The organism is Kolteria novifilia (assembly GCA_007748055.1).
Classification (GTDB): Bacteria; Planctomycetota; Planctomycetia; order Kolteriales; family Kolteriaceae; genus Kolteria; species Kolteria novifilia.
Window position 1 is genome coordinate 725,118 of record CP036279.1, and the last position, 25,319, is coordinate 750,436.

Genomic DNA, 25,319 nt, shown 5'->3' on the forward strand with positions numbered 1-25,319 from the left:
TCTCCGCGACATTGGTTCGTGGGGAGGCTTTTTGCGTTTCTTGATTGGGTTGCGTGGTTGGAGGGAGACGACGATGGCCAAGTTCGTCACGCTTGACGGGAACGAAGCGGCCGCTCGAATTGCCCACTTGACCAATGAAGTGATCGCCATCTATCCCATCACGCCCGCGTCCCCAATGGGAGAACTTTGCGACGCCTGGTCGGCGGTCGGCCGCAAGAACGTGTTGGGAACCGTTCCCTCCGTCATCGAGATGCAGCACGAGGGGGGAGCGGCGGGAGCGGTCCACGGTTCCTTGCAAGCGGGAGCGATGACGACGACATTCACGGCGTCGCAGGGCCTACTGTTGATGCTTCCCAACATGTTCAAGATCGCCGGCGAGCTGACGCCGACCGTCTTCCATATTGCCGCTCGTTCGATCGCGACGCACGCCCTCTCCATCTTTGGGGATCACAGCGACGTCATGGCGGCTCGGACCACCGGATGGGCCATGTTGGCCTCCTCCTCCGTGCAGGAAGCTCAGGATCTCGCTCTGGTCGCGCACATCGCCACCCTCGAGTCGCGGGTGCCGTTTCTTCACTTCTTCGATGGGTTTCGCACGTCGCACGAAGTCAACAAGATCGAACAGGTTCCCGAGACCGACATCGAGCAGATGTTGCGTCCGGACCTGATCGAGGCCTTCCGGCATCGATGCCTGACCCCCGATCGTCCCATCCTACGAGGAACCGCCCAGAACCCCGATGTCTTCTTCCAGGCGCGCGAGGCTTGCAACCTCTACCACGACGCGGTGCCCGCCACCGTCACCGGCGTGATGGCCGAGTTCGAGAAGCGGACCGGACGTTCCTATCACCTCTTCGGCTACACCGGCGCTCCCGACGCGACGACGGTGATCGTCATGATGGGCTCCGGCGCGGGGGCGGTCGAGGATGCGGTCCGACACCTCACCTCCCAAGGAAGGAAAGTCGGCTTGCTCACGGTGAGGCTCTATCGTCCCTTCTCCGTCATGGATTTCCTCGAAGCACTGCCGAAGACGGCCGAGTCGATCGCCGTGCTCGATCGGACCAAGGAACCGGGGGCGGTGGGCGAGCCACTCTACACCGACGTCGTCGGCGCGCTGGTGGAGGGCTGGCGCGAACAGGGCGGGGAGACGCTTCCACGCGTCATCGGCGGCCGCTACGGGCTCTCCTCGAAGGAGTTCACGCCCCCGATGGCAGCGGCGATCTTCGACGAACTCGAAGAACCCAACCCCAAACGGCATTTCACGATCGGCATCAACGACGACGTCACCCATCTCAGTCTGGCCTGGGATCCGGACGGACTGCACGAACCGAAGGAGAACTATCGGGCGGTCTTCTACGGACTGGGCAGCGACGGGACCGTCGGGGCTTGCAAGAACACCGTCAAGATCATCGGCGAACATACCGACCTCTTCACTCAGGGCTACTTCGTCTACGATTCGAAGAAGTCCGGTTCGATGACGGTATCACATCTGCGTTTTAGTCCCGAGCCGATTCGCTCCTCCTACCTCGTTCGGCACGCTTCCTTCGTCGCTTGCCACCAGGCCCAGTTCCTCGATCGGCACGACATGCTCGAACTTGCCGAGCCCGGAGCGACTTTCCTACTCAACACGACGCACGGTCCCGACGAGGTGTGGGAGACGCTGCCGGTCGAAGTGCAGCAAGCGATCATCGACAAGGATCTTCGCTTCTACGTGGTCGACGCCTACGCCGTCGCCGAGAGCGCCCAACTGGGCAGGCGGATCAACACCGTCATGCAGACCTGTTTCTTTGGACTGGCCGGCGTCATCCCGACCGAGGAAGCGGTCGCGGCGATCAAGGAGGCGATCCACAAGACCTACGGCAAACGTGGCGAGTCGGTCGTCGAGCGCAACTGCCAGGCGGTCGATCAGGCGCTAGCGTCACTCCACGCGGTCGAGGTACCTTCCGAGACGCGAGGCGGTCGCCACCAGATTCCTCCCGTCCCGACCGACGCTCCCGACTTCGTACGGCGTGTGACGGCCATGATGATCGCCGGCAAGGGCGATCTGCTTCCCGTCAGCGCTCTGCCGGTCGATGGCACCTTCCCGACCGGAACCGCCCAATTCGAGAAGCGTCGCATCGCCCTGCAGATTCCGATTTGGGATCCGGACATCTGTATCGAGTGCGGTCTTTGTTCCCTGATGTGCCCCCATGCCGCGATCCGGTCGAAGGCGTTCGACACGGCGCAGCTTCAGTGGGCTCCTCCCGGCTACCGGGCACGACAGGCCAAAGCCAAGGAACTCGAGGGGCTTTCGATGACGATCCAGGTCGCTCCCGAGGATTGCACCGGCTGCGGCGTCTGTGTCGATGTCTGTCCCGCTAAGAGCAAGGAAGTCGCGAAGCACAAAGCGATCAACCTCGAAGCCATCGACGACCATCTCGACGTCGAGCGCGCCAACTACGACTACTTCCTCGGGCTGCCCGAGTTCGATCGGCGCGAGATCCCACGCGAGTCGGTGCGGGGGTCGCAACTCCTCGAGCCCCTCTTCGAGTACTCCGGGGCGTGCGCGGGTTGTGGCGAGACACCCTATGTCAAGCTTGTCAGCCAACTCTTCGGCGACCGGATGCTGGTCGCGAACGCGACCGGGTGTTCCTCGATCTACGGTGGGAACCTGCCCACGACGCCTTGGTCGGTCAATAGCGAGGGGCGTGGGCCGGCGTGGTCGAACTCCCTGTTCGAGGACAATGCCGAGTTCGGGCTCGGGATGCGATTGGCCCTCGACCAGCAACGGTCGCAGGCCGCCTATCTGCTCGAGCAACTCGCCGACGTTCTCCCCGGAGACGCGGTCCAGGAACTGCTCGCTGGGGGCGACGGATCCGAGCAGTGGCTTCTGTCTCAGCGCGAGCGCGTCGCGAATCTTAGGAAGGCTCTCGCGGGGGTCGATCGTCCGGCGGTGAAGGAACTTCTCGCGATCGCGGACGTGCTCGTCCCACGCAGCGTCTGGATCATTGGCGGCGACGGCTGGGCCTACGACATCGGGTTCAGCGGGCTCGATCACACGATCGCCTCGGGCCGAAACGTCAACATTTTGGTCCTCGATACCGAGGTCTATTCGAACACGGGTGGGCAGGCGTCCAAGGCGACGCCCCGCGCCGCGGTCGCGAAGTTCGCCGCCGGGGGCAAAGCGGTCGGGAAGAAGGATCTCGGCATGATCGCGATGGCTTACGGCAACGCGTACGTCGGCCAGATCGCCATCGGTGGCAATCCACGCCACGCCGTCAAGACGCTCCTCGAGGCGGAGTCGTATCCGGGGCCGTCGCTGGTCATGGCCTACAGCAACTGCATCGCCCATGGCATCAACATGGAGACGAGCATGACGCACCAGAAAGACGCGGTCACCAGCGGCTACTGGCCCCTCTACCACTACGATCCACGTCATGCGAAGGTGGGCGATCATCCTTTCGTGCTCGATAGTCGCAAGCCGACGACGCGCTTCGCCGACTACGCCGCGAAGGAGGGCCGTTTCGCGATGCTCGCCCGAGCCAACCCCGAATCGGCGGCCCGTCTCATGGAGTTGGCTCAAGCCGATATCAGCGAACGTTGGCGCTGGTATGAACAGATGGCCGGTGTCGAGCGAACGATTCCCCAAGCCAGCAACGAAAACGGCAATGGCAAGGGGCAAGGAGAGTCGTCATGAACGTCGATTTGACCACCGAGTATCTCGGACTGAAGCTTCGGAACCCCGTTGTCGTGTCGGCTTGCCCCTTGACGGAGTCGCTCGACCAGCTTCGCGGCTTCGAAGCGGCGGGGGCCGCCGCGGCGGTCTTTCCCTCCCTCTTCGAGGAGCAGATCGTCGGCGAGGAACGCAACATCGATGAACTGCACGAGTTTGGCACCGAGAGCTTCGCCGAGGCGCTCGACTACATGCCCGAACTTGTCGGCTACAACACCGGCCCCGACGGCTATCTGCAATCGCTCGAACAGGCCAAGCGGGCGGTCGACATACCGATCATCGCCAGCCTCAACGGATCGTCACGCGGCGGGTGGGTCAAGTATGCCCGCTCGATGGTGTCGGCCGGGGCGGACGCCCTCGAACTGAATATCATGTTCATTCCCGACGACGTCTTCGTCGACTCGCAGGAGGTCGAGGCCCGCTACGTCGATTTGCTCAGCGCGGTGCGCGAAGCGGTCGACATTCCATTGGCCGTGAAGGTCGGTCCCTACTTTTCGTCGACGGCGAACATGGCGCGGCGTTTCATGCTCGCCGGGGCCAACGGACTGGTGCTCTTCAACCGCCTGCTCGAGCCGGACATCGATCTCTACGAACTCGAAGTCAAACCGAAGCTCGTCTTGAGCCACGTCGAGGAGTTTCGGCTCCCGTTGCGTTGGATCGCGATCCTGCGCGATCAGCTCGACATTTCCCTGGCGGCCACGAGCGGGGTTCATCGCCCCGAGCAGGCCCTCAAACTCCTGCTCGCGGGAGCCGACGTCACCATGGTGACGACGTCGATCTACCGCCATGGCGCCGGGGCGCTCACGCGGATCGTGGAGGGGATCAGGGACTGGCTCGGCAACAACGACTACGAGTCGGTGGCGCAGATGCGGGGAAGCATGAGCAAGAACAACTGCCCCGACGCCGACGCGTACGGGCGGGGCAACTACATGAAAGCGATTGTCTCCTACACGGGGGAATGGGTTTAGCCGTTCGGTCAGGCGGGACCATGGGCGCCGCGAACTTCGCCCGTCGTCGATCAAGGCTCCGGGGGTAACCCCTCGGAATCGGTGGAGATGCGGGGCGATTCTTCGGAATCGACCTCGTTTGGCGGTCCGTTGAACTCCGTTCGACGGACCGCCTGGCCGGCCACCCTCGCGCCCACGAGGTGGCCGGCCGTCTTGACATCGACACGGCACGGGGTTCGCGGCGCTCACTCGCTCGTCGATCCGGTTCGCATTCCAGGAGGACTCTTTCAATGGTCGTCGCGCAACGCGTCCAAAAGGTCTCTCACCCTTCCGACGACAAGCGTTGGAAGATCATCGACGCGACGATGCGCCGCGCCGGCAACGATCGCCATGCCTTGATCGAGACACTCCACGCCGTTCAGGAGAGCTTCGGCTATCTTGGGGACGACGCGTTGCGCTACGTCGCCAAACGCCTTCGCATCCCGCTGTCGACCGTCTACGGCGTCGCGACCTTCTACCACTACTTCACCCTCAAACCGCCGGGCGAACATCTCTGCGTCGTCTGTCTCGGGACCGCCTGCTACATCAAAGGCGCGCCGGAACTCGTCGACCGGGTCAGTGCGCGTTGGAACGTGTCGATGGGGGAGTCCTCTCCCGACGGGAAGGTCACTCTCCTCAGCGCTCGCTGTGTCGGTTCGTGCGGCCTCGCCCCGATTGCCGTGGTCGATGGCGAAGTGGTCGGTCGGACGAGTCCCGACGAACTCGTGGATCGGATCGAAAGGCTGGGAAACGATGACGCCTGACGAACTTAGCCAGTTGTCCGTTGAAGAGCGTGAGCGACAGCAGGGCTTCGAACATTGCCTGAATGTTTGCACCGCGGCGAGTTGCCTCTCCTCGGGCGCGGAGGAGGTCAAGAAAGGGCTGACGACCGCGGTCAAGGAGAAGGGGCTCCGCGAGAAGTGTCGGATTCGGGGCGCCGGCTGCATGGGGCTCTGCTCGAGCGGCCCGCTCGTCGCGCTGGACCCCGAAGACGTGCTCTATCAGCACGTCGGCGTCGACGACGTTCCCGAGATCGTCGAGAGCTTGGACACCCAGCCCGTGCCGCGACTGCTCTGCGACACGACTATTCCATTCTTTCAGCGGCAGAAGAAGATCGTTCTCGAGAACAGTGGTCGGATCGATCCCGAACGGATCGAGGACTACATCGCTGTCGGCGGCTACCGTTCCCTGGCGCGCGTCCTGACCGAGATGGATCCCGACGAGGTCGTCCAAGAGATCGTCAACAGCGGTCTGCGCGGACGTGGTGGCGCGGGCTATCCGACGGGGCTCAAGTGGGGGACCGTCGCCAAGGCGACCGGAGCCGAGAAGTATGTGATCTGCAACGCCGACGAGGGTGACCCGGGAGCCTTCATGGACCGGGCGGTGCTCGAGAGCGATCCGCACCGGGTGCTCGAAGGGATGACGATCGCCGCCTATGCCGTCGGCGCGACGCAGGGGTACATCTACGTCCGGGCCGAGTACCCGCTCGCCATCAAGCGGCTTCGCCAAGCGATCAAACAAGCCCAGCGATTGGGGCTCCAAGGCGACCGTATCTACGAGACGCCCTTTCGGTTCACCGTCGACATCAGGCTCGGGGCGGGTGCCTTCGTCTGTGGCGAGGAGACGGCGTTGATCGCGTCGATCGAAGGGGGACGCGGTCTTCCCAGGCCTCGGCCGCCCTATCCGGCCAACCACGGCCTTTGGGGCTGTCCGACGCTCATCAATAATGTCGAGACCTTCGCCAACGTCGCCGCCATCCTTCGGGAAGGGGCCGGTTGGTTCTCGTCGATCGGGACGGAGAAGAGTAAGGGGACCAAGGTCTTCTCGCTCGCGGGCCCCCTGAGCCGCTACGGCCTGATCGAGGTTCCCATGGGAATCTCGCTCCGGGAGATTGTCTTCGACATCGCCGGTGGGCTCCCCGACGGCAAGAGCTTCAAGGCGGTGCAGACCGGCGGACCCTCGGGCGGCTGCATCCCCGCGCGGCATCTCGATACCTCGGTTGACTACGAATCGCTTCGCGAACTCGGGGCGATCATGGGCTCGGGTGGCATGATTGTCATGGACGAGTCGTCGAACATGGTCGATGTCGCTCGATTCTTCATGGAGTTCTGCATGACCGAGTCGTGCGGCAAGTGCGTGCCCTGTCGCGTCGGGACCTACCAGATGCACACGCTGCTCGATCGCATCTACAACCGGCAGGGAACGAAGCGCGACCTCGAGCTTCTCTCGGAACTCTGCGAAGTCGTCCGCGAAACGAGTCTCTGCGGCCTCGGGCAAACGGCGCCCAATCCCGTCAACAGCACGCTGCGCTACTTCCGCGACGAGTACGAGGAGCGACTGGTCTCCGATGGCGTCCGAGGCCCCAGTGGAGATCCTCTCGCCCAAGTGGAGATGACCCCATGACGCACAAGTCGATTCCGACGCCCGACAGCTTCACGCTTCGCATCGACGGTACCGATGTCGTGGCCCAAGTGGGACAGAGCATTCTCGAGGTCGCCCAGGATCACAACATCGGCATTCCCACCCTCTGCTATCTCGAGGGCTTGACCCCGTGGGGTGGCTGTCGTCTCTGCCTGGTGGAGATCAAGGGTTCCGGGCGTCTGCTGCCCGCGTGCTCGACGCTCGCGACCGAGGATATGGATGTCACGACGACCTCGCCGCGCATCGAGCGCTATCGGCGGACGATCGTCGAGTTGCTCTTCTCGGAACGCAACCACATCTGCGCGGTCTGCGTCAGCAACGGCAACTGCGAGCTACAGACGCTCGCCCAGGAGATGGGCGTCACCCACGTTCACGTACCCTACCGCTACCCGACGCTGCTGGTCGACAGCTCCCACGACGGCTTCCGTCTCGATCACAACCGCTGCGTCATGTGCACGCGCTGCGTTCGCGTCTGCGAGGAGATCGAAGGAGCCGCGACCAAGGGCGTCGGAGGGCGTGGCATCGATTCGATGATCATCAACGATCTGAACGAACCTTGGGGAGAGAGCGATACCTGCACCTCCTGCGGGAAGTGCGTGAGCGTCTGTCCGACCGGAGCGCTCACCGAGAAGGGAACGACCTTCGCCGACATGGCGAAGCGGCGCGAACGACGCGAGCTGTTGCCTTACCTGACACAGACGAGAGAGGGACGGAGATGACCAACGCGACGCGACCGAGGCTGGCGACGATTTGGCTCGATGGGTGTTCGGGATGCCACATGTCGCTGCTCGACATGGATGAGCGACTGATCGACATCGCGAGCGTGGCCGACATCGTCTTCTCTCCCACCGTCGACACCAAGGAGTTTCCCGAGAACGTCGACGTGACGCTCATGGAGGGAGCGATTGGTAGCGACGAGGATGTCGAGAAGGCTCGTAAGATCCGCTCGCGGACGAAGATCCTCGTGTCGATGGGCGACTGCGCGTTGACCGCGAACGTCGTGTCGATGCGGAATCTCTTCACGGTCGAGGATGTCCTCGCCCGCGCCTACGACGAACCGGGTTCGGGGAACGTGCCGGAGCCGCGTCCAGGCGAGAGCCGGGCGCCCAAACGTTATGTTCCCAAGCTTCAGACAAAGGCCCGGCCCGTCCACGAGGTCGTCGAGGTCGACTACTTTTTGCCCGGATGTCCGCCGCCTGCGGATGCGATCCACTACACGATCACCGAGTTGCTGGCCGGGCGCGCCCCCGACCCGAGTCACTTGACGCGTTTCGGGCGCTAGGTCATTGGGGGAGGACGATCATGGTTCGCGAGATCACCATCGACCCGGTCACCCGCATCGAAGGGCATGCCCGCATCACGATCCAACTCGACGAAGCGGGAAAGGTCGCCGACACCCTCTTTCACGTCACGCAGTTTCGTGGCTTCGAGAAACTGATCGAGGGACGCCCGCTCTCGGAGATGCCCTCGATCATGGCTCGCATCTGCGGCATCTGCCCGGTTAGCCACCTCATGGCGTCGGCCAAGGCGTGCGATGACCTGCTGGCGGTCGAGATTCCCGCCACCGCGGTCAAGCTGCGCAAGATCATGAACTTCGCGCAGATCATCCAGTCCCACGCGCTAAACTTCTTTCACCTCAGCAGCCCCGACTTGCTCCTGGGAATGGACGCCGACCCGGCCGAACGAAACATCTTCGGCGTCATTCGCAAGTTCCCCGATCGCGCCAAGGACGGGGTCATGCTCCGAAAGTTCGGCCAGCAGATCATCGAGTGGCTCGGCGGCAAGCGGGTCCATCCCGCGTGGGTCGTCCCCGGCGGCGTCACCGAACCCCTCTCGCCCGAACGCCGTGAGCAGATCCTTGGCAACGTCACCGAGGGGATGGCGATCGCGCGACGGACCATCGACTGGTACAAGGGGATCGTCGACAACTACACCGAGGAGATCGCCTCGTTCGCGAACTTTCCGTCACTGCACCTGGGGCTCACGACGCCCGAGGGCAACCTCGAGCACTACGACGGTCCGATGACGTTCGTCGACGAGCAGGCGCGGAACATCGCCACGGTGACCAACCCTCGTCACTACGCCTCCTACATCGACGAAGCGGTCGAGGACTTCACCTACCTGAAGTTCCCCTTCTATAAGCCGATGGGCTATCCGAACGGTCTCTATCGCGTCGGACCTCTCTCGCGGCTGTGCGTTGCCGAACGCTGTGGTACGCCGCTCGCCGACATGGAACTGCGCGAGTTCCGCCAGCGCCTCGGACGCGTGCCGTCGAGTTCGTTCCACTACCATTGGGCACGACTCATCGAGATCATCTACTGCATCGAGATGATTCGCACGATTCTGGACGAAGCCGACATCCTCGACACCTTCGTGCGGGCCCGAGCCCGCCCGAACCGCTTCGAAGGAGTCGGCATCTCCGAGGCCCCGCGCGGCCTCCTCTTGCACCACTACAAGATTGACGAGCACGGCCAGATGCGGTGGGCGAACATGATCATCGCCAGCGGCCATAACAACCTCGCGATGAACCGGGGAATCAAGCAAGTCGCCGAGCGTTTTGTCGACGGCGATCACCTCCAGGAAGGGATGCTCAATCGGGTCGAAGCCGTGATCAGGGCGTTCGATCCGTGCTTGAGCTGTTCCACGCACGCGATCGGCCAGATGGCCATGGTCATTGAATTGAGGCAATCCGATGGAACGTTGGTCGACAAGCTCACAGGCCCTCGAGATGGTGATGCCCGATGAGCCGTCACGGGGCCCCGCCGTCGTCGTGATCGGGATCGGCAACCCGCTCCGTGGCGATGATGGCGCCGGGATCATTGCCGCCGAAGCCATCCTCGCGCGCGAACTGCTCGGCGGCGTCGAAGTGGTCATCCAGCAGCAACTGACCCCCGAACTCGCGTTGGTCATCGAGCCCGCGCGGTTGGTCCTCTTCATCGACGCGGACCTCGAAGGGCCTCCCGGAAGCATCAAGATCCAACGGGTTCGGCCACGCCCCTCGTCCGATCCCTTGCTCGGGCACCACCAGGACCCAGCCGCCACGCTCGCCTGGTGCGAGAGTCTCTACGGCACCGCGCCCCAAGGCCTTCTCTTCACGATCTCCGGAAGCAAGTTCGAGATGGGAGACGAGATGTCGCTTCCCGTCCAGCGCGCCGTCGGACGTCTCGCCGACCGGCTCGCGCCCCGGCTTCGCCGTTGGAGCGAATGACGTCGCTTCGGTAGTCGTGTTCTCGAATCATCTCCCCAGCCGTGCCCGCGAGGACGTTATGATGAAGGGAGTGGGATTCGTTCATTCATTGCCCAGAAAATCTTGGGTGCAATGCTCACGCTCGCCGTGGGCATACGGGAAACGCCTGTGACTAGGCAATCTCCCGCACGACCTGAGGGACGCGGTGTCATGGAACGAACTTGCCCACTTTCTCATGCGGAGGACGATTGGTTCCGTGAGCGACCCGGTCAACGCGCCCTTTCGACGAATCCTGGAAAATGTTCGCCAGGCCTTTCCCCAGCCGGTCTCCGACCGCAAGCACGACGCGTACGTCGCCTTCACGGTCCTTCGGGCGCTCGACGAACTCGATCGCCGTAAGTCGAACCTGCCCACGCTCGGACTGCCGGAACCGGTCAATCATGGCAATGCGACCGATGCTCGCATCGCGGCCGACCCGTTGCCGCTCGAGGATGTCACCGCGCAACTCGCGGAGTTTCTCGATGGAATGTTCCTCTGGGGGCATCCCCGATCGCAGGTCAACGTTGTCCCGCCCGCGTCGGTGGCGAGTGTCATCGCGGTCCTCTTAGCGGCGATCTACAACCCCAACCTCGTCTCCGAGGAGTCGAGCCTGCGGGTCGCCTCGTCCGAGGTCGAGACCGCCGCGATGGTTGCCGATCTCGTCGGCTTCGATCCGGAGCGTGCGGCGGGTTTCTTCACCTTCGGCGGAACCGGAGCCACCCTTTACGGCGTCAAACTCGGCCTGGAGAAGGCTCTGCCCGGCTCGCGAGAACACGGCATCACCGAAAAGGCCGTGCTCGTCTCCTCGGGTCAAAGCCACTACGCCCGCCTCAGTGTCGCCGGCTGGCTCGGCCTCGGCGAGGAGAACGCGATCCAGGTGCGGACCCGACTCGACAATGCGATCGATTTGGAAGCACTCGAGTCCTGCCTTCGCAAGCTCCTCGAGGAAGGACGACGGATCGCGTGCATCATCGCGACGGCGGGAACGACCGATGCCTTCGGGATCGACAATGTCGGCGCGATCGTCGAGATGCGCGATCGGCTCGCCGAGGAGTACCGCCTCGACTACCGACCGCACGTTCACGCCGACGCGGTCATCGGGTGGGCCTGGTCGGTCTTCAAGGACTATGATTTCGAGCGCAACGAACTCGGCTTCCGCCCGCGGACGGTGCGCGCTCTCGCCAAGGCGTGCCACGACCTAAAGGGACTCGACCGCGCCGATTCGATCGGCGTCGACTTTCACAAGACCGGCTTTTGCCCCTACATCTCCACTCTCTTCCTGACCCGTGATGCCGGCGACTTGGTGTTGTTGACGCGCGGCCGGGAGAAGATGCCGTACCTCTACCAAACGGGCGAGTATCATCCGGGGCTCTGGACGCTGGAAACTTCGCGCAGCGCGGCCGGGCCCCTCGCGGCGTGGGCGAATCTCAAGCTCCTGGGCAAGAACGGCTTGCGGGCGCTCCTCGGGCATCTCGTCGAGATGGCGGAAGTGTTGCGCGAGGAACTCGAGGGCCGGGCCCCGACGACGGTGCTCAACGGCAACAACGTCGGCACCGTGACGCTCTTTCGTGTCTATCCGGACGGGATCGACACCTTCACGGTCAAGGAACGCGAGCGGAACGACCCCGCCTACCGCGACAAGCTCTGCGAGCACAACGACTACAACCGCAAGATCTTCGAACTGGTCCATGCCGACGCGATGGCGGGCCACGGCGTGCTCATCTCGATGACCGACTGCTATCGCCACTCCACCTACGGCGAGCCGATCAACGCCCTGAAATCCTACATCCTCTCCCCCTTCGCCGACGAGGAGAACGTCCGCGCCCTCGTCGACAACGTCATCGCCGCACGCCCCCGCGTTTTTTGATCTTCGCAAACGGGGGCGGCATGGTGGTTCCGCCAACGAGCCTTGCTAGCGCCACGGCTCTTGCCCCCGCGTTTTTTGGTCTTCGCGAACGGGGGCGGCATGGTGGTTCCGCCAACGAGCCTTGCTAGCGCCACGGCTCTTGCCCCCGCGTTTTTTGGTCTTCGCGAACGGGGGCGGCATGGTGGTTCCGCCAACGAGCCTTGCTAGCGCCACGGCTCTTGCCCCCGCGATGTTTGATCTCCGCGAACGGGGGCGGCATGGTGGTTCCGCCAACGAGCCTTGCTGGCGCCTCGGCTCTTGCCCCCGCGATTTTTGATCTCCGCGAACGGGGGCGGCATGGTGGTTCCGCCAACGAGCCTTGCTAGCGCCACGGCTCTTGCCCCCGCGTTTTTGATCTCCGCGAACGGGGGCGGCCAAGCCCCAGCAAATGGCAACGGGCAGGAAATGGCGAGTCTCCCAAGCGAGATCGTTGAGTGTTGGACAGCCGCGCAGCGGCGGCAGCACGTAGCCTGAGGCGCAAGCCCCAGGTTTGTGAGACAAACGATTCTCGCAGTCCCGAAGGGACGGCAGCGGTTTGGAAGGCGAGGCGTCGCTGTCGCCCTTTCAGGGCTCGGGATTGTGTTGATGACATCTTCCTGGCACTGACGTATCAGGCTACGTGCTGCCGCCGCGTTTGCGGCTGGAAGACAACTCCCTCACCCGTTCGCTGCGCGAACCGCCCTCTCCCCAAGGAGAGGGCAATGCGCTACATCTCCTGGTGTTTTCCCAGAGTTTCTGGAACAGGCAACGACAGCGTGCCCACGCAAGCATGGGCATGGCACCCATGACGAGAACGAACCGCCCTCTCCCTTAGGAGAGGGCGAGTCCTATCTATCGTCTCGACCGCGTTCTCGGCGAGCTGCCTGATGATCGTCGGCGGCCGCGGGATTGTTTCTTCGAGGACTTGCCGCCATCCATCTCGCCTTTGAGTTCCATGATGCGGTCGCGGAGCTTGGCGGCGCGTTCGAACTCGAGGTTCTCGGCGGCGTCCATCATCTCCGCTTCGAGTTGGTTGAGGAACTCCTGGTTGACTGCCTGCGTTTCGGTCTGGCCGACCGCCTCGATGGTGAGCTGCCGGGCGGCGATCTCTTCCTCGATCCCGCCGCGGATCGCCTTCTTGATGGTCTCGGGGGTGATGCCGTGTTCTTTGTTGTAAGCCTCCTGCTTGGCACGGCGTCTCTTCGTCTCGTCGATCGCTCGGGTCATCGACGGCGTTCCCTTGTCGGCGTAGAGAATCACGGTCGAGTTGACGTTCCGGGCCGCGCGGCCGATCGTTTGGATCAGGGAGGTTGCGCTGCGCAGAAACCCTTCCTTGTCGGCATCGAGGATCGCCACCAGGGAGACTTCAGGGAGGTCGAGCCCCTCTCTCAAAAGGTTCACCCCAACCATCGCGTCGAACTGGCCCTCCCGCAGTTGGCGCAGCAGTTCAACTCGTTCGATCGCGTCGAGTTCCGAGTGAAGCCATTTACAGTCGATCCCCTGCTGATTGAGGTACGCGGAGAGGTCCTCGGCGAGTCGCTTGGTCAGCGCGGTGACGAGGGTTCGTTCCTTGCGGTCGCGGCGTTTTTTGATCTCCTCGACCAGGTGGGGGACTTGGCCCCGGGCGGGATGGACCTCGATGACCGGATCAAGCAAACCGGTCGGGCGGATGACTTGTTCGACGACTTCGCCGCCACTCTTTTCCAACTCGTACGCCGCGGGAGTCGCGGAGACGAAGACGACCTTGCCGATGACCTTTTCCCACTCCTCGAATTTCAGGGGGCGATTGTCGAGGGCGCTGGGGAGTCGGAAGCCGTGCTCGACGAGTGTTTCCTTGCGGCTGCGGTCCCCGGCGTACATCGCCTGGACCTGCGGCAGGGTGACGTGCGACTCGTCGATGATGGTGAGAAAGTCGTCGGGGAAGAAGTCGAGCAAGCAGTAGGGGCGTTCGCCAGGGGCTCGTCCGCTCAGGTAACGACTGTAGTTCTCGATACCTTGGCAGTGCCCGACCTCTTGCAGTAGTTCGAGATCAAAGCGGGTGCGGGCGCTGAGTCGTTGGGCTTCGAGGAGCTTCGCCTCGCCGCGAAGGACTTCGAGTCGTTCGGCGAGTTCCTTCTTGATGCCGTCGACCGCCGAGGCGATTCGTTCCTCGGGTAGGACGAAGTGTTTCGCGGGATAGACGTAGATCTCGTCCTGGTCGGCGACCGTTTCGCCGCTAGTAGGGTTGATGATCGAGATCTGGTCGACTTCGTCGCCGAACATCTCGATGCGGTAGCCGAATTCCTCGTACGCGGGCCAGAGTTCGACGACGTCGCCGCGAACGCGGAAGGTGCCGCGGGCGAATTCGATGTCGTTGCGGGTGTAGAGCGTTTCGATGAGCGCCTTGAGCAGCTCGTCGCGGTCAATGATCGAGCCCTTGGCGACGCGGATGACCATCTTGCGATAGTCGGCGGGCGAACCGAGACCGTAGATGCAAGAGACGCTCGCGATGATGATGACGTCGGGTCGCGTCAACAGGGCGCTGGTGGCGGCCAGCCGGAGTCGGTCGAGATCACTGTTGATCGACGCGTCTTTCTCGATGTAGATGTCGCGCTGGGGGATGTAGGCTTCGGGCTGGTAGTAGTCGTAGTAGCTGACGAAGTAGCGGACCGCGTTGCTTGGAAAGAAGTCGCGGAACTCGGTGTAGAGCTGGGCCGCGAGGGTCTTGTTGTGCGAGATGACGAGCGTCGGCTTGGCGTGGTGCTTGATGACGTTGGCCATCGTGAATGTCTTGCCCGAGCCGGTGACGCCGAGGAGGGTTTGGTGGCGTTGACCGCGAGCGAGGGCCTCGGTGAGTTGTCGGATGGCTTCGGGTTGGTCGCCACGCGGTTCAAAGGGGCTTTCGAGTCGAAACGGCGAGACCACATGCTTCTCCCTGCGAACGGTCGCCGGAAAGGGGACAAAACGGCAAGGTCAGTGTAGCGAGTTCTGTACCCGCACCGAGGCTTGGCTCAGATCGGTTTTGGTGTCGCTGAAAAATAGGCAAAGAGATGATGCACGTCCGTATGGCCCGTGCTATACTCGCGACCACGAAGACAAGAGGGCAGGCGTGTTCCAATTGTTGAGGCGGCAGGAACGGCCCGCCCTCTTTCTTCTTCAAGGCGAGCAAGTTCTATCAGATCGTTTTATCTCTCTCTCCCCTTCCGTCAAGTATCGACCCCTTTCATGCCTGCCGGTCGGTCTCTCGAAGAGTTTCCGTTTCGTCTTCCTCTGTTGGTTCGGCCGTGTTGGGTGACGACTGTCCCCACCATCGCGCCAAGATCGTCCCCGTGACCATGCAGCCGATCATGTAGAAGACTGGCGGAATCGCGACGTCGGGCCGGTTTTCGAACAGGAGCAGCGCCAGCGCTGCGCCGACGCCGGAGTTCTGCATGCCGATCTCCAGCGTCAGGGCCCGCCGCATCGCTTCATCGAGACCCATGCGCTTCCCGATGGCGTAGCCGAGCAGGTAGCCGAGGAAGTTGATCGCCGCGAGCGTCGCGACCAACGCGGGGGTGATGCCGAAGATGCTTCCCTGGTTGCGAGCGATGACCATCGCGATGACGAGCAAGATCGCGATATTGGCGATGGGCGGAGCGAGTCGTTCGGCCGTGAGGGCCAATCGGGGCCATTGACGGCTGGCGAGATGGCCGATCACGACCGGGGCGACGACCATCCCGAGCAGTTGCCAGAAGGAGTCGAGGATCGGGCCGACGTTCGATTGTTCGCCGACGGAGAGGTAGATCGCCAACGGGACGAACAGCGGTGAAAGAAGGGTCGAGCAGGTCGTCAAGCTGATCGAATAACTGACGTTGCCTCGGGCAAGCATCGTCAGCACGTTGGACGCCATCGCCCCTGGGACGCAGCCGACCAGGACGACGCCCAGCAGCATATCTGGCCCGAGATTGAACAGGCGGCCGAAGAGATTCGCCAACAGTGGCATGGTGAGGTATTGGGCCAACGTTCCGCCCAGGACCGTTGGCCAACGCTTGAGGACCTGCTGAAGTTCATCCCTGGGCAGGAGGCTCCCGATCGCAAGCATCGCGACGACGACGAGGCCTTGGATCAGGCGCGGGTGCGGCCGCATCTCCGCGGGCCAGAGTAGGGCGAGCAGTGCGAGTAGGGCCAGCCAAGCAAGCAAGTACTTCTTGATCATCGTCGTGTGGGCAACTGTTAGGACTTGGTGAAGGGATGAAGAGGCCGTTGTCAGTCTGAAGCGTCGTCTTTGCAAGAAGTTTTCCCGAGGTTTGCAGAAAAGCGTTCAAGTTGAGTTCGGTTTCGTTCGACAACGGGCCGCTTTGGGGCCATTTTGCTCCCAATTCGACCCAGTTCGGACCGGATCGGAAGCTTTTCGGTCGGTTTCGGCTTTTGGCACGGGGTGTGCAAAAGCTATCCGGCGTCAGCTTGAACAAAGAACGAATCGGGAAGCAAACGCAAAGGAGTAGGGTGATGAGCGACGAGAAGATGTTCGCGATGGATGAGTGGGAACTGGCTCTCTTGGACGGCGATTTCATCGAAGGTTTCAAGGGCCGCTACGGCACGCACCGCGAAGGCTACTTCGAGGATGATCCCGAGCAGCTCGCCTATGAGGAGATGGTGGCTCTGGGGCAGTCGCTCGGAAGCCGCGAACCTTGGTAAATCGTCGTTTGCCGGGCCCGCCGAAGGGCCCGCAGCGGTTGTGCGAACCGGCCCCAATTGGGCCACCCTGGTAAGAAACGAGGAGAACCTTCCATGACGCAGCCCTCACTCCAAACCGTCGAAGACATGGAGCGGACGTTGGTCGAGCAGACGCTGAGCCAGCGTCACGCGATCGTCGACGTCGCCCCCGAGATGAACAGTTGGTTCGACGATTATCTCGAGGATTGGGGGATCGGCGACGCGAGCGCCTGCTTGCGAGATGAAGGCTGGATGATGTCCGAGGCCCCCTACAGCCCGTCGCGACACGACGAGGCGTGGGCGGTGAACTGACTTCACGGCACCTCCAACGATCCTCGCACGCGGCGGTGACGCGTTGTTCCATCGCCGCGCAGACGGTCCAAGAAGGTCGCTTGGAGACCGCCCGTCGGTCCGATGGGCCTTCCTCCAGCACTGGGTCAACCGATCGCGTCTTCTGGCGATCTGATGGTGCTGAATCTCTCGTGGCCATCCATCCCGTCTTGTCTCGTCTCCAATCCATTCCCGCTCGATACCATCGTTCCGCGGCGCGACCTCGCCTGGACAAGAGTCGCTCCTCACGGTTTTCTCCTGCCTCTCCCTACCGTTCCTCGTAGAAATGCCGACGCGGATCGTCCTCTCAGTGGGAGAATTTCCCTTAGAGCACGACTCAGCCGCAGTCTTGGGGGCGCTCCCTCCGCAGACCAGGGCCGGTCCAGCGGAGCACGTTCACGCTCGCGATCACCACGATCCGATGCCGGGAATTGTCAACGAGGGAACAAATGTCGCGTCAGCATCGCCGTCGCCTCGGTTTCACGCTGGTGGAACTGCTTGTGGTCATCGCCATCATCGGGGTTCTCGTTTCCCTGCTCCTTCTCGCGATTCAGCAGGCTCGTGAAGCCGCTCGCCGAGCGCAATGCATCAACAACCTCAAGCAACTCGGCGTCGCTCTCCACAGCTACCACGAGAGTCACAACACTTTCCCACCGGGGTATGTGTCCAGCGCGAGCATCGCCAGCGGCTGCCCGACCCAAACGTTGCAAAACAACGGGGCTCCCTGGTCGGTCCTTATTCTCCCGTTCCTCGATGAGACCGCACGGTACGACCGCTTCAACTTCGTCGAGAACTTTACCGCGATCAACGAGTTCCCGGCGGAAGGTAGCCGGACGAGCACGAACCACGTCGAGTGGCTCAAGCGACTTGCGAAGTTCCAGTGCCCCTCGGATCCCGCCACTGGGCGTCGATTCAACAACTCCAACTACCTGGGAGTGCAGGGTGGCGGCGCCGGTTCGCTGGCGGCGTGTGCGGTTGATGGCAGCAGGCGCTTCTTCTTCGGCAACGGCATTCTCTACCACAACTCGCGGACGCAATTCGGATCGATCAGCGACGGCAGTTCGAAGGTCTTCATGCTCGGCGAAACCCGCTATCAGCCGACGCTTGGCCATCTGCCCCACGGTGGCTTCCCAGAAGGCTATTACGTCATTGGGTGGGCGTCTTCCGGTCGTTTTGCCGGGGGAGCTTCTCTTCCGAATTCGCTCGCTGGGGCCGTTCTGCCCATCAACTCCATTCCGGGAAGCGGTTCCGAACCCCAAGTGTCGGGCTACGACCACCTCTTCAAGTACTTCTCACGCGTCTTCGGCAGTTTCCACCCAGGCGGCGCTCACTTCCTGATGGCCGATGGCTCGGCGTTCTTCGTCAGCGAAAGTGTCGATGAGGATCTGTACCAAACTTCGAGCATCCGCAATGACGGGCTGCCGTTGGAGCGATTCTCCAACTAGGCAGGAGGCTCGGATGCGTCCCTCGGCTCGCACGGGGCACCCGTTTCAGCGAGGCTTCTTTTCGCGTTCGCGCGGCGAGAAGCTGGGGAAGAGTCGGATGAATTGCCGGTTGAATTGGCGCCAAGCGAGAATTAGAGTAAGAAGGTAGTTTTCTCAGGGGACCTTCCCAACCTATCCTGCACTCCGATGGGAGATTCTCACCGTGCCCTTTGCACTTTCCACACGGCACCGTTGCCGTTCGGTCGGCTTTACTCTCGTCGAGCTTTTGGTCGTGATGGCGATCATCGGCGTGCTGGTTGGCCTCTTGTTGCCCGCCGTTCAAGCCGCACGCGAAGCCGCGTTCCGAACGCAGTGCAAGAACAACTTGCGCAACCTCGGCCTGGCGATGCAGAACTATCACGACAAGCAGCGCGTGCTCCCCTTCGGATACGTCTGCGGCGTTGAATACTGCAATGACGGCGGCTGCTCTCCCGACGATACCTGTACGACCGAGGGAAGTCCTTCGAACCACCACTGGAGTGGTTGGTCGATGCTCCTGCCGGAACTCGATCGTCGGACCCTCTACGAGGACATGAACTTCGATCACGATCGCCTCTCGCTCGCCAACGAGACGGCGATCACGATGGGCATGAGCGTCTTCGTTTGCCCGTCGCAGATGAGTCAAACTCGCACCAACGAGTACGACTTCGTTGACAATGATCCCACCGCCTGGCAACGACTGGGCACCAACGCCGCCAGTAGCTACCGGCTGAGCATGAGCGGCGCTCCCGACATCAATTCCACCGACGACGTCTTCTACACCAATGGGATGTTCTACCGCAACAGCCGCGAAACGCTGGGCGGTCTAGCGACTTCCGACGGAACGACGACCACGATTTTGGCGGGCGAGGTTTCTCGGGACCCCTGCGACAGCAACTCCGCCGGCCCCTACGGATGTAGTCATCGCGACAAGGGATTCCTCAGCGTGCAGCGAACCTTCCGCACCGATCGGCAACTCAATCGCGAGACCGACACCTATAGCGTCCCCGGACAGACGGCTCAGTCCTCCTACGATTACTGGAGCAGCAACCACGGTGGCGTGGTCAACTTCATCATGGGGGACGCGAGCGTGAAGGCGATCAGCGACTCGGTCGATGGTCGGGTGATGGAGGCGCTCGCGACCAAGCGAGGGGGCGAGTCCATTTCTGACGACGATTTCTGATCGTTTGCCGGCGCGAACGCGCCGGCCCGGTTCGACGACGTCTTCCCAATTCGCTATGGTAGGTCGGTCAGGCTCTTCTTGAGTACGGTGCGGCGGGCGCCACGAGGTCGGGAAGAGCATCGACCCCATCCTGGATTGGTTTTCGATGTCCACGGCGATCGAGACGCTTAAGGAACTGCATCAACTCCATATCGAGTTGCACGACGCCCAATCTCAATTGGAGCAGGGGCCTCGGCGGCTCAAAGGCCGTAAGGCCGATCTGACCCGACGCGAGCAAAAGCTCGGCGAGACCCGCGAAGAACTCAAGCAACTCAAGCTCAAGACCGACCGCCTGGAACTCGACCTCCGTACCGGCGAGGATAAACGAGATCAACTCAAGGGTCGGATCAACCAAGTCAAATCAAACGTCGAGTACAACGCGGTCCAGGAGGAGATCAAATCCCGGAACGCGGCCAACGGTGAACTGGAGGAGGCGATCCTCGAGGCCTTCACCGAGCAGGAAGAGATCGGCGAACGCATCATCGCCCTCGAAAAGGAATTCGCCGACGCAGAAGCGGATTTCGCCCAGTTCAAAGAGAAGACCGAGTACACGCTTGAGAAGATGACCGGCCGCGTGGGTGTTCTGGAAGAGAAAATCGACGAAACCACACGGAAGCTGACGGCCGAGAACCTCGGTCTGTACAAGAAACTTCTCAAGAGCAGGGGGGGCAAAGATGCCCTCGCTCCCTGTCGCGACCAAACCTGTCAGAGTTGCTACACCCAATTGACGGCCCAGAGTTGGAACGATCTTCTCATGGATCGGGCCGTCGTCTGCAAGAGTTGTGGGTCGCTGCTCTACCGCGACTGATCATCCCTTCCCTTCGGGATTATTTACACCCATTCGCGGTTACGCCGTCAACGAGACGAGGGTCGAGGGCGTTCGTTCTCGACGGAACTCTTTTCATGGCTCGGTCCGTTTCCTCTTTTCAGGCAAGAGGTTATGGCGGAGAGGGGTGCTTGGCGTCGGAGCCAAGCTCAACCCCTAGAGCGGGGACGCTGGTCGGGCGTCTCGCGCGAACTCTTGGCCGTGCCCTGCTTGGCCGCGTGGATCACGACGCGTGAGGCGGCGGCAACTTTCACGAGGTGGATCCCGCCTCGGAAGACGAAAATCCCGATCCCGGCGATGATGCTGGCTCCCACCACCTGCCGTTCCCCGATCAGGTTCAAGCAGACCAAGAAGAGGTAGAGCCCCATCAGGACCAGAAGCCAACCGGCGATTTCACGAACCCAGTAGATCATCGGCATGATTCCCACGAGACGACGGTTCGGCAAGCTGGTTCCAAATCACCGTTGACCTGCCCCGGTACTGCGACGTATCATCCGCCCTTGCCATCCGTTGCGGCGAAGGGGCGAACTGACTCGCGGACCGCGCGACTAGAAACCACGGACAGGGAACACGATGAAGTCGGAAGAACGACACCAACTCCAGGAAAATGAACTCTCGGCGATCCTCTATCGTTACGGTATCGCTCTGCGTCCCTATGTCCCCTTCGTGCTTGGCGGCCTGGCGGTGATCTTTGTCGTCGCGACGATCGTGACCGTCATGGCCCGCAGTCAGCAGCGGACCGTCGATGATGCGTGGGATGAGTTCTTCGCGGCCGAGGATGCCGGCCAGTTCGAGATCGTCGCGGAACGCTACGCCGGCACACCGGTCGTGGCGTACGCGAAGCTCCGCGTCGCCGACTTCGAGTACGAGGAAGGCCTGAGCCAGCTCTTCGGCGATCGCGCCGCCGCGACCAGCAAGTTAGAAGATGCTCTTTCGCTCTACCAAGGGCTCGCGGGGCTCGGCTCGTCCCATCCCGAAGTCGCTCGGCAAGCGGGCTTCGGCATCGGCATGACCTACGAGACGCTTGGCGATCTCGAGAAGGCGAAGAGTGCCTACGAGCAGGTGGTGAGCCGTTATCCCGGGAGCGAGGAAGCGTTTCTTTCCGGGATGCGTCTGGAACGGATCGAGACCCCGACCGCGAAGGAGTTCTACGCCGAGTTCGCGAGCTACGAGCCGAAGGAGCCGTCGACGGAGCTTCCGCCCGACGCCTCGATCCCGTTGCCGCCGATGACGTCCGAGACTCCGGCTCCTCCGCTGCCGTCGAGCACGGAGAAGGCGAAGGACGATGCCAAGGTTCCGTCGCCCAAGACTCCCGCGAAGGAGTCGTCCAAGACTCCCGCAAAGGAGTCGCCCAAGACTCCCGCAAAGGAGTCGTCCAAGACTCCCGCAAAGGAGTCGCCCAAGACTCCCGCAAAGGAGGCGTCCAAGACCCCCGCAAAGGAGTCGCCCAAGACTCCCGCAAAGGAGGCGTCCAAGACCCCCGCAAAGGAGTCGCCCAAGACTCCGGCCAAGCAGACTCCTGAGCCGAAAGGGAAAGCTGCCGCCCCGAAAACCGACGCCAAGCCGACAGCTCCCGCCAAGGAGAAAGCGGACGCGAAGGGCGACGCGGGTAAAGCCGGAGAGTAAGGGTTGACAGTAGGGAGGATGGAGGTTCGCTGGTTTAAGTAGCCAGCCTATCGAGGATGCCGACCCCCCTGTATCCCCCCTTGTCCAAGGGGGAGTTAGAGGGGGTCTCATCCGTTACAGGACGCTCCCTGCCCGTCCAGCGACGCGACAGTTGGCGTCGAAAACCGACCTGCCTGCACCCCGATCATGCGGGGAACGTAACGTCGAGCCGCCGAGCCGAATCCAAGAACCCGGTGTGTCCAACCACGCTCGCTACGCTGGGGCGGCGGGCTGACGCGTTGCTTTGCGGCTGCCGGATGGCCGATTGCGGACGACCTTCGCGACCTGGCTTCCCCGTCGTTTGAACGGGGGATCGTCAAAGAGATGCGGAACAACCGCGTCGATGTGCTTCGCGTAGACGAACGTCAGCCCGTCGCGTGCTTCCTTGGGCAGATCCGCGGTGTCCTTCTCGTTGAGCAGCGGCAGGACGATCGTGTCGAAGCCCTCGCGTTTCGCGGCGAGAACCTTTTCCCGAATGCCACCCACCGGCAGCACCCGGCCCGTCAGCGTGATTTCGCCCGTCACGGCTAGCTTAGGCCGAATCGGCTTGTTCAGCGCCAGCGAGAGAACGCTCGCGGTGAGAGCGATGCCCGCCGAAGGGCCGTCCTTGGGGATGGCGCCGGCGGGGACGTGAATGTGGACCTCGAAGTCGTCAAAGAACGACGGAGGAATGCCGAACGCTTCGGAGTGGCACCGGAGGTAGCCGAGCGAAGCGTGGGCCGATTCCTTCATCACGTCGCCGAGCTGGCCCGTGAGTTTGAGCGTGTTTTTGCCAGGGGTCTTGACCGACTCGATCGTGAGCAGTTCCCCGCCGGCGGCGGTCCATGCCAATCCCGTCGCGACGCCCGGAATCTTCTGGCTCGCGGCTTCCTCGCGAATGTACTTGGGCGGGCCGAGAAGGTTCTGCACCTTCTTTCGGTCGGCGAGGACCTTCCGGCGATTGCCTTCCACGTGCGAGCGAGCGACCTTCCGGCAGATCGACGCGATCTCCCGTTCCAGGTTCCGAAGTCCCGCTTCGTGGGTGTAGGACTGGATCAGCTCCCGAACCCCCTGATCGTTGAAGTCGATGGCTTCCTTCTTGAGGCCATGCTCCTCGAGCTGCTTGGGGACGAGGTATTGGTGTGCGATCGCGAGCTTTTCTTCCAGGCTGTAGCCCGACAGCTCGATCACCTCCATCCGGTCAAGCAGGGCCGGCGGAATACTCGACGTGACGTTGGCGGTGCAGATGAACAGGACTTTCGAGAGGTCGAACTCGACATCAAGGTAGTGATCGCGAAAGGTGCCGTTCTGTTCGGGATCGAGCACTTCCAGCAAGGCGCTGGAGGGATCACCGCGGTAGTCGGCGCCGAGCTTGTCGATCTCGTCGAGCATGAAGACCGGGTTGTTGGTGCCGAGACGACGTAGGCCCTGAATGATGCGGCCGGGCATGGCGCCGATGTAGGTGCGGCGGTGACCGCGAATCTCCGCCTCGTCGTGGACGCCGCCGAGACTCAGACGGTAGAACTTGCGGTTCATCGTCCGGGCGACGCTCTTGCCCAAGCTCGTCTTGCCGACGCCGGGAGGTCCGACGAAGCAGAGAATCGGGCCCTTCACCGACTGCTTGAGCTTTCGCACCGCGAGGTATTCGAGGATGCGTTGCTTGATCTTCTCGAGGTTGTAGTGGTCTTCGTCGAGGACCCGCTTCGCTCGACGTAAGTCGAGTCGATCGTCGGTCGACTCGTCCCAGGGCATCGAGAGGAGCGTGTCGAGGAACGTGCGAATGACGTGGTACTCGGGGGTGCTCGGGTGCATCTGGGCCATGCGGTCGAGTTCGCGCCGGGCCTCGTGAGCGGCTTGCTCGGGTAGATCGAGTGTTTCGAGCTTGTCGTAGAACTCGTTGACGTCCGACATCTCGTCGTCGGCTTCGCCGAGCTCGCGCCGAATCGCTTGGAGTTGTTGCCGGAGAAACTGTTCGCGCTGGACGCGGGTCAGTTCGGTCGAAACCTCGCCTTGGATCTTGCTTGAGAGATCCTGCATATCGACTTGGCGACGGATCAACTGGCCCAGATGGCGAAGACGATGCCGGACATTTGGCTCCGAGAGGAGTTGTTGCTTCTCGTCGGTCGAGAGCCCCAGGCCGCTGCCCATGAGGTCGGCGAGGGCTCCGGGGGCGTGCGTGTTCATCGCCGCGACTTGGAGTTCCTCGGAGACTTGGGCGCCCCCCTCGATCAACTGGTTGAAAAGGCGCCGGACCGAAAGGACCAGGGCCTCGGTCTGGACTCCATCCTGTTGGATGTCGTCGATGAGGTCGATCTCGCCGACGAGGTAGGGATCTTCCGAGAGGATCTTACCGAGGCGTGCGCGTCGAAGCCCCTGAGCGACGATTCTGGTGGAACCGTCGGGGAATTTGAGCATCTTGAGCACCCGAGCGATGCAAAGGCACGGGTAGAGATCCCTCGCGGAGGGCTCTTCGGTGTCCGGATCGCGCTGCGTGGCCAACCCGACGTAGCGACTTCCCTTGAGGACGTCGTCGATCAGGAGGATGCCTCGGTCGCGTCCGATCACCAAGGGCATGATGATCTCGGGGAACGGGACGTCACTTCGCAGAGGAAGAATGGGGAGGCTGCTCGGAATCACGTCCTCCAAAAGCGACTCTTGGTCCTCGTCGAAGGGGTGGTGATTGTTGGAACCGCCACCTTTTGAGTCTCTTTTGGACTTTTCGGCCATTGCCGCCCCCTTGTTCGCGAGCGAGTCGCGTGGTTGGTGGAATGCTAAGAAGAGTGCCTCGGGTACATGTTCAAACCCGATCGGCCTACTGTTAAACTCTACCAAATCCTCTGGAAATGGCGCTGCCAACAAGCGTGTGCCTAGGGGTTTGGAGCGATTGGACACCCGTTTTATTCGGAACCCCTCCCGAGCGCGGGATCGCGGAA

General features: G+C 62.4%; 19 protein-coding genes. 15 read left to right on the top strand and 4 right to left on the bottom strand.

Annotation, left to right across the window (positions count from 1 at the left end; translation table 11 throughout):
* Window positions 1-73 precede the first annotated feature (73 nt).
* From nifJ to Pan216_RS02750, 9 genes are all read left to right on the top strand, one after another.
* Window positions 74-3,673, top strand: a complete 3,600-nt coding sequence (gene nifJ, locus Pan216_RS02710; RefSeq protein ID WP_145254451.1) for a pyruvate:ferredoxin (flavodoxin) oxidoreductase — start codon at window positions 74-76, stop codon at window positions 3,671-3,673.
* A complete protein-coding gene (locus Pan216_RS02715; RefSeq protein ID WP_145254454.1) occupies window positions 3,670-4,677 on the top strand; it encodes a dihydroorotate dehydrogenase-like protein in 1,008 nt (335 codons plus the stop codon). Before nifJ ends, Pan216_RS02715 begins: the two co-directional genes overlap by 4 nt.
* A 269-nt stretch (window positions 4,678-4,946) precedes the next feature.
* Window positions 4,947-5,459 carry a bidirectional hydrogenase complex protein HoxE gene (hoxE, locus tag Pan216_RS02720; RefSeq protein ID WP_145254457.1) on the top strand — a complete coding sequence of 171 codons (513 nt, stop codon included), beginning with the start codon at window positions 4,947-4,949 and terminating at the stop codon, window positions 5,457-5,459.
* Complete coding sequence (locus Pan216_RS02725; protein ID WP_145254460.1) at window positions 5,449-7,098, top strand: NuoF family protein; 1,650 nt, start codon at window positions 5,449-5,451, stop codon at window positions 7,096-7,098. Before hoxE ends, Pan216_RS02725 begins: the two co-directional genes overlap by 11 nt.
* Window positions 7,095-7,835 (top strand): bidirectional hydrogenase complex protein HoxU, encoded by a 741-nt coding sequence (hoxU, locus tag Pan216_RS02730; protein WP_145254463.1) that lies wholly within the window; start codon window positions 7,095-7,097, stop codon window positions 7,833-7,835. Before Pan216_RS02725 ends, hoxU begins: the two co-directional genes overlap by 4 nt.
* Window positions 7,832-8,398 (top strand): NADH-quinone oxidoreductase subunit B family protein, encoded by a 567-nt coding sequence (locus Pan216_RS02735; protein ID WP_145254466.1) that lies wholly within the window; start codon window positions 7,832-7,834, stop codon window positions 8,396-8,398. The genes hoxU and Pan216_RS02735 overlap by 4 nt, the downstream gene beginning before the upstream one ends.
* A gap of 20 nt (window positions 8,399-8,418) precedes the next feature.
* Window positions 8,419-9,861 carry a Ni/Fe hydrogenase subunit alpha gene (locus Pan216_RS02740; RefSeq protein WP_145254469.1) on the top strand — a complete coding sequence of 481 codons (1,443 nt, stop codon included), beginning with the start codon at window positions 8,419-8,421 and terminating at the stop codon, window positions 9,859-9,861.
* On the top strand, window positions 9,851-10,324 hold the full coding sequence (locus Pan216_RS02745) for a hydrogenase maturation protease (RefSeq protein ID WP_419193190.1): 474 nt from the start codon (window positions 9,851-9,853) through the stop codon (window positions 10,322-10,324). The genes Pan216_RS02740 and Pan216_RS02745 overlap by 11 nt, the downstream gene beginning before the upstream one ends.
* Window positions 10,325-10,559: 235 nt before the next feature.
* Entirely contained in the window at window positions 10,560-12,209 is a 1,650-nt protein-coding gene (locus tag Pan216_RS02750; RefSeq protein WP_419193191.1) for a pyridoxal phosphate-dependent decarboxylase family protein, read from the top strand.
* Between the two features lie 870 nt (window positions 12,210-13,079).
* Here the strand turns inward: Pan216_RS02750 and uvrB are convergent.
* Together uvrB and Pan216_RS02760 are read right to left on the bottom strand one after the other, a co-directional pair.
* Entirely contained in the window at window positions 13,080-15,131 is a 2,052-nt protein-coding gene (uvrB, locus tag Pan216_RS02755) for an excinuclease ABC subunit UvrB (RefSeq protein WP_145254475.1), read from the bottom strand.
* Window positions 15,132-15,429: 298 nt separating this feature from the next.
* Window positions 15,430-16,401, bottom strand: a complete 972-nt coding sequence (locus Pan216_RS02760) for a bile acid:sodium symporter family protein (RefSeq protein WP_145254478.1) — start codon at window positions 16,399-16,401, stop codon at window positions 15,430-15,432.
* Window positions 16,402-16,694: 293 nt separating this feature from the next.
* Between Pan216_RS02760 and Pan216_RS02765 the strand changes: the two genes are divergently transcribed.
* From Pan216_RS02765 to Pan216_RS02785, 5 genes are all read left to right on the top strand, one after another.
* A complete protein-coding gene (locus Pan216_RS02765; RefSeq protein WP_145254481.1) occupies window positions 16,695-16,883 on the top strand; it encodes a hypothetical protein in 189 nt (62 codons plus the stop codon).
* Between the two features lie 93 nt (window positions 16,884-16,976).
* The gene (locus tag Pan216_RS02770) at window positions 16,977-17,213 is read left to right on the top strand and encodes a hypothetical protein (RefSeq protein WP_145254484.1); all 237 of its coding nucleotides are present in this window, start codon (window positions 16,977-16,979) and stop codon (window positions 17,211-17,213) included.
* A gap of 467 nt (window positions 17,214-17,680) precedes the next feature.
* On the top strand, window positions 17,681-18,676 hold the full coding sequence (locus Pan216_RS02775) for a DUF1559 domain-containing protein (RefSeq protein ID WP_145263577.1): 996 nt from the start codon (window positions 17,681-17,683) through the stop codon (window positions 18,674-18,676).
* A gap of 202 nt (window positions 18,677-18,878) precedes the next feature.
* Complete coding sequence (locus Pan216_RS02780) at window positions 18,879-19,877, top strand: DUF1559 domain-containing protein (protein ID WP_145254487.1); 999 nt, start codon at window positions 18,879-18,881, stop codon at window positions 19,875-19,877.
* 145 nt (window positions 19,878-20,022) lie between these two features.
* A complete protein-coding gene (locus Pan216_RS02785; protein ID WP_145254490.1) occupies window positions 20,023-20,724 on the top strand; it encodes a zinc ribbon domain-containing protein in 702 nt (233 codons plus the stop codon).
* A 167-nt stretch (window positions 20,725-20,891) separates the two neighbouring features.
* Here the strand turns inward: Pan216_RS02785 and Pan216_RS02790 are convergent, their stop codons facing one another.
* On the bottom strand, window positions 20,892-21,188 hold the full coding sequence (locus tag Pan216_RS02790; RefSeq protein ID WP_145254493.1) for a hypothetical protein: 297 nt from the start codon (window positions 21,186-21,188) through the stop codon (window positions 20,892-20,894).
* A 127-nt stretch (window positions 21,189-21,315) separates the two neighbouring features.
* Here Pan216_RS02790 and Pan216_RS02795 point away from each other — a divergent pair, with 127 nt between their 5' ends.
* Window positions 21,316-22,368 carry a tetratricopeptide repeat protein gene (locus tag Pan216_RS02795; protein WP_145254496.1) on the top strand — a complete coding sequence of 351 codons (1,053 nt, stop codon included), beginning with the start codon at window positions 21,316-21,318 and terminating at the stop codon, window positions 22,366-22,368.
* A gap of 252 nt (window positions 22,369-22,620) precedes the next feature.
* Here Pan216_RS02795 and lon read toward each other — a convergent pair whose 3' ends face one another.
* Window positions 22,621-25,113, bottom strand: coding sequence for an endopeptidase La (gene lon, locus Pan216_RS02800; RefSeq protein WP_145254498.1), 2,493 nt, complete (start codon window positions 25,111-25,113; stop codon window positions 22,621-22,623).
* Window positions 25,114-25,319: the final 206 nt, after the last annotated feature.

Coding starts and splice junctions, on each gene's coding strand:
- nifJ (WP_145254451.1), top strand. CDS start 74: ATGGCCAAGTTCGTCACGCTTGACGGGAACGAAGCGGCCGCTCGAATT.
- Pan216_RS02715 (WP_145254454.1), top strand. CDS start 3,670: ATGAACGTCGATTTGACCACCGAGTATCTCGGACTGAAGCTTCGGAAC.
- hoxE (WP_145254457.1), top strand. CDS start 4,947: ATGGTCGTCGCGCAACGCGTCCAAAAGGTCTCTCACCCTTCCGACGAC.
- Pan216_RS02725 (WP_145254460.1), top strand. CDS start 5,449: ATGACGCCTGACGAACTTAGCCAGTTGTCCGTTGAAGAGCGTGAGCGA.
- hoxU (WP_145254463.1), top strand. CDS start 7,095: ATGACGCACAAGTCGATTCCGACGCCCGACAGCTTCACGCTTCGCATC.
- Pan216_RS02735 (WP_145254466.1), top strand. CDS start 7,832: ATGACCAACGCGACGCGACCGAGGCTGGCGACGATTTGGCTCGATGGG.
- Pan216_RS02740 (WP_145254469.1), top strand. CDS start 8,419: ATGGTTCGCGAGATCACCATCGACCCGGTCACCCGCATCGAAGGGCAT.
- Pan216_RS02745 (WP_419193190.1), top strand. CDS start 9,851: ATGCCCGATGAGCCGTCACGGGGCCCCGCCGTCGTCGTGATCGGGATC.
- Pan216_RS02760 (WP_145254478.1), bottom strand. CDS start 16,401: ATGATCAAGAAGTACTTGCTTGCTTGGCTGGCCCTACTCGCACTGCTC.
- Pan216_RS02765 (WP_145254481.1), top strand. CDS start 16,695: ATGAGCGACGAGAAGATGTTCGCGATGGATGAGTGGGAACTGGCTCTC.
- Pan216_RS02770 (WP_145254484.1), top strand. CDS start 16,977: ATGACGCAGCCCTCACTCCAAACCGTCGAAGACATGGAGCGGACGTTG.
- Pan216_RS02775 (WP_145263577.1), top strand. CDS start 17,681: ATGTCGCGTCAGCATCGCCGTCGCCTCGGTTTCACGCTGGTGGAACTG.
- Pan216_RS02785 (WP_145254490.1), top strand. CDS start 20,023: ATGTCCACGGCGATCGAGACGCTTAAGGAACTGCATCAACTCCATATC.
- Pan216_RS02795 (WP_145254496.1), top strand. CDS start 21,316: ATGAAGTCGGAAGAACGACACCAACTCCAGGAAAATGAACTCTCGGCG.
- lon (WP_145254498.1), bottom strand. CDS start 25,113: ATGGCCGAAAAGTCCAAAAGAGACTCAAAAGGTGGCGGTTCCAACAAT.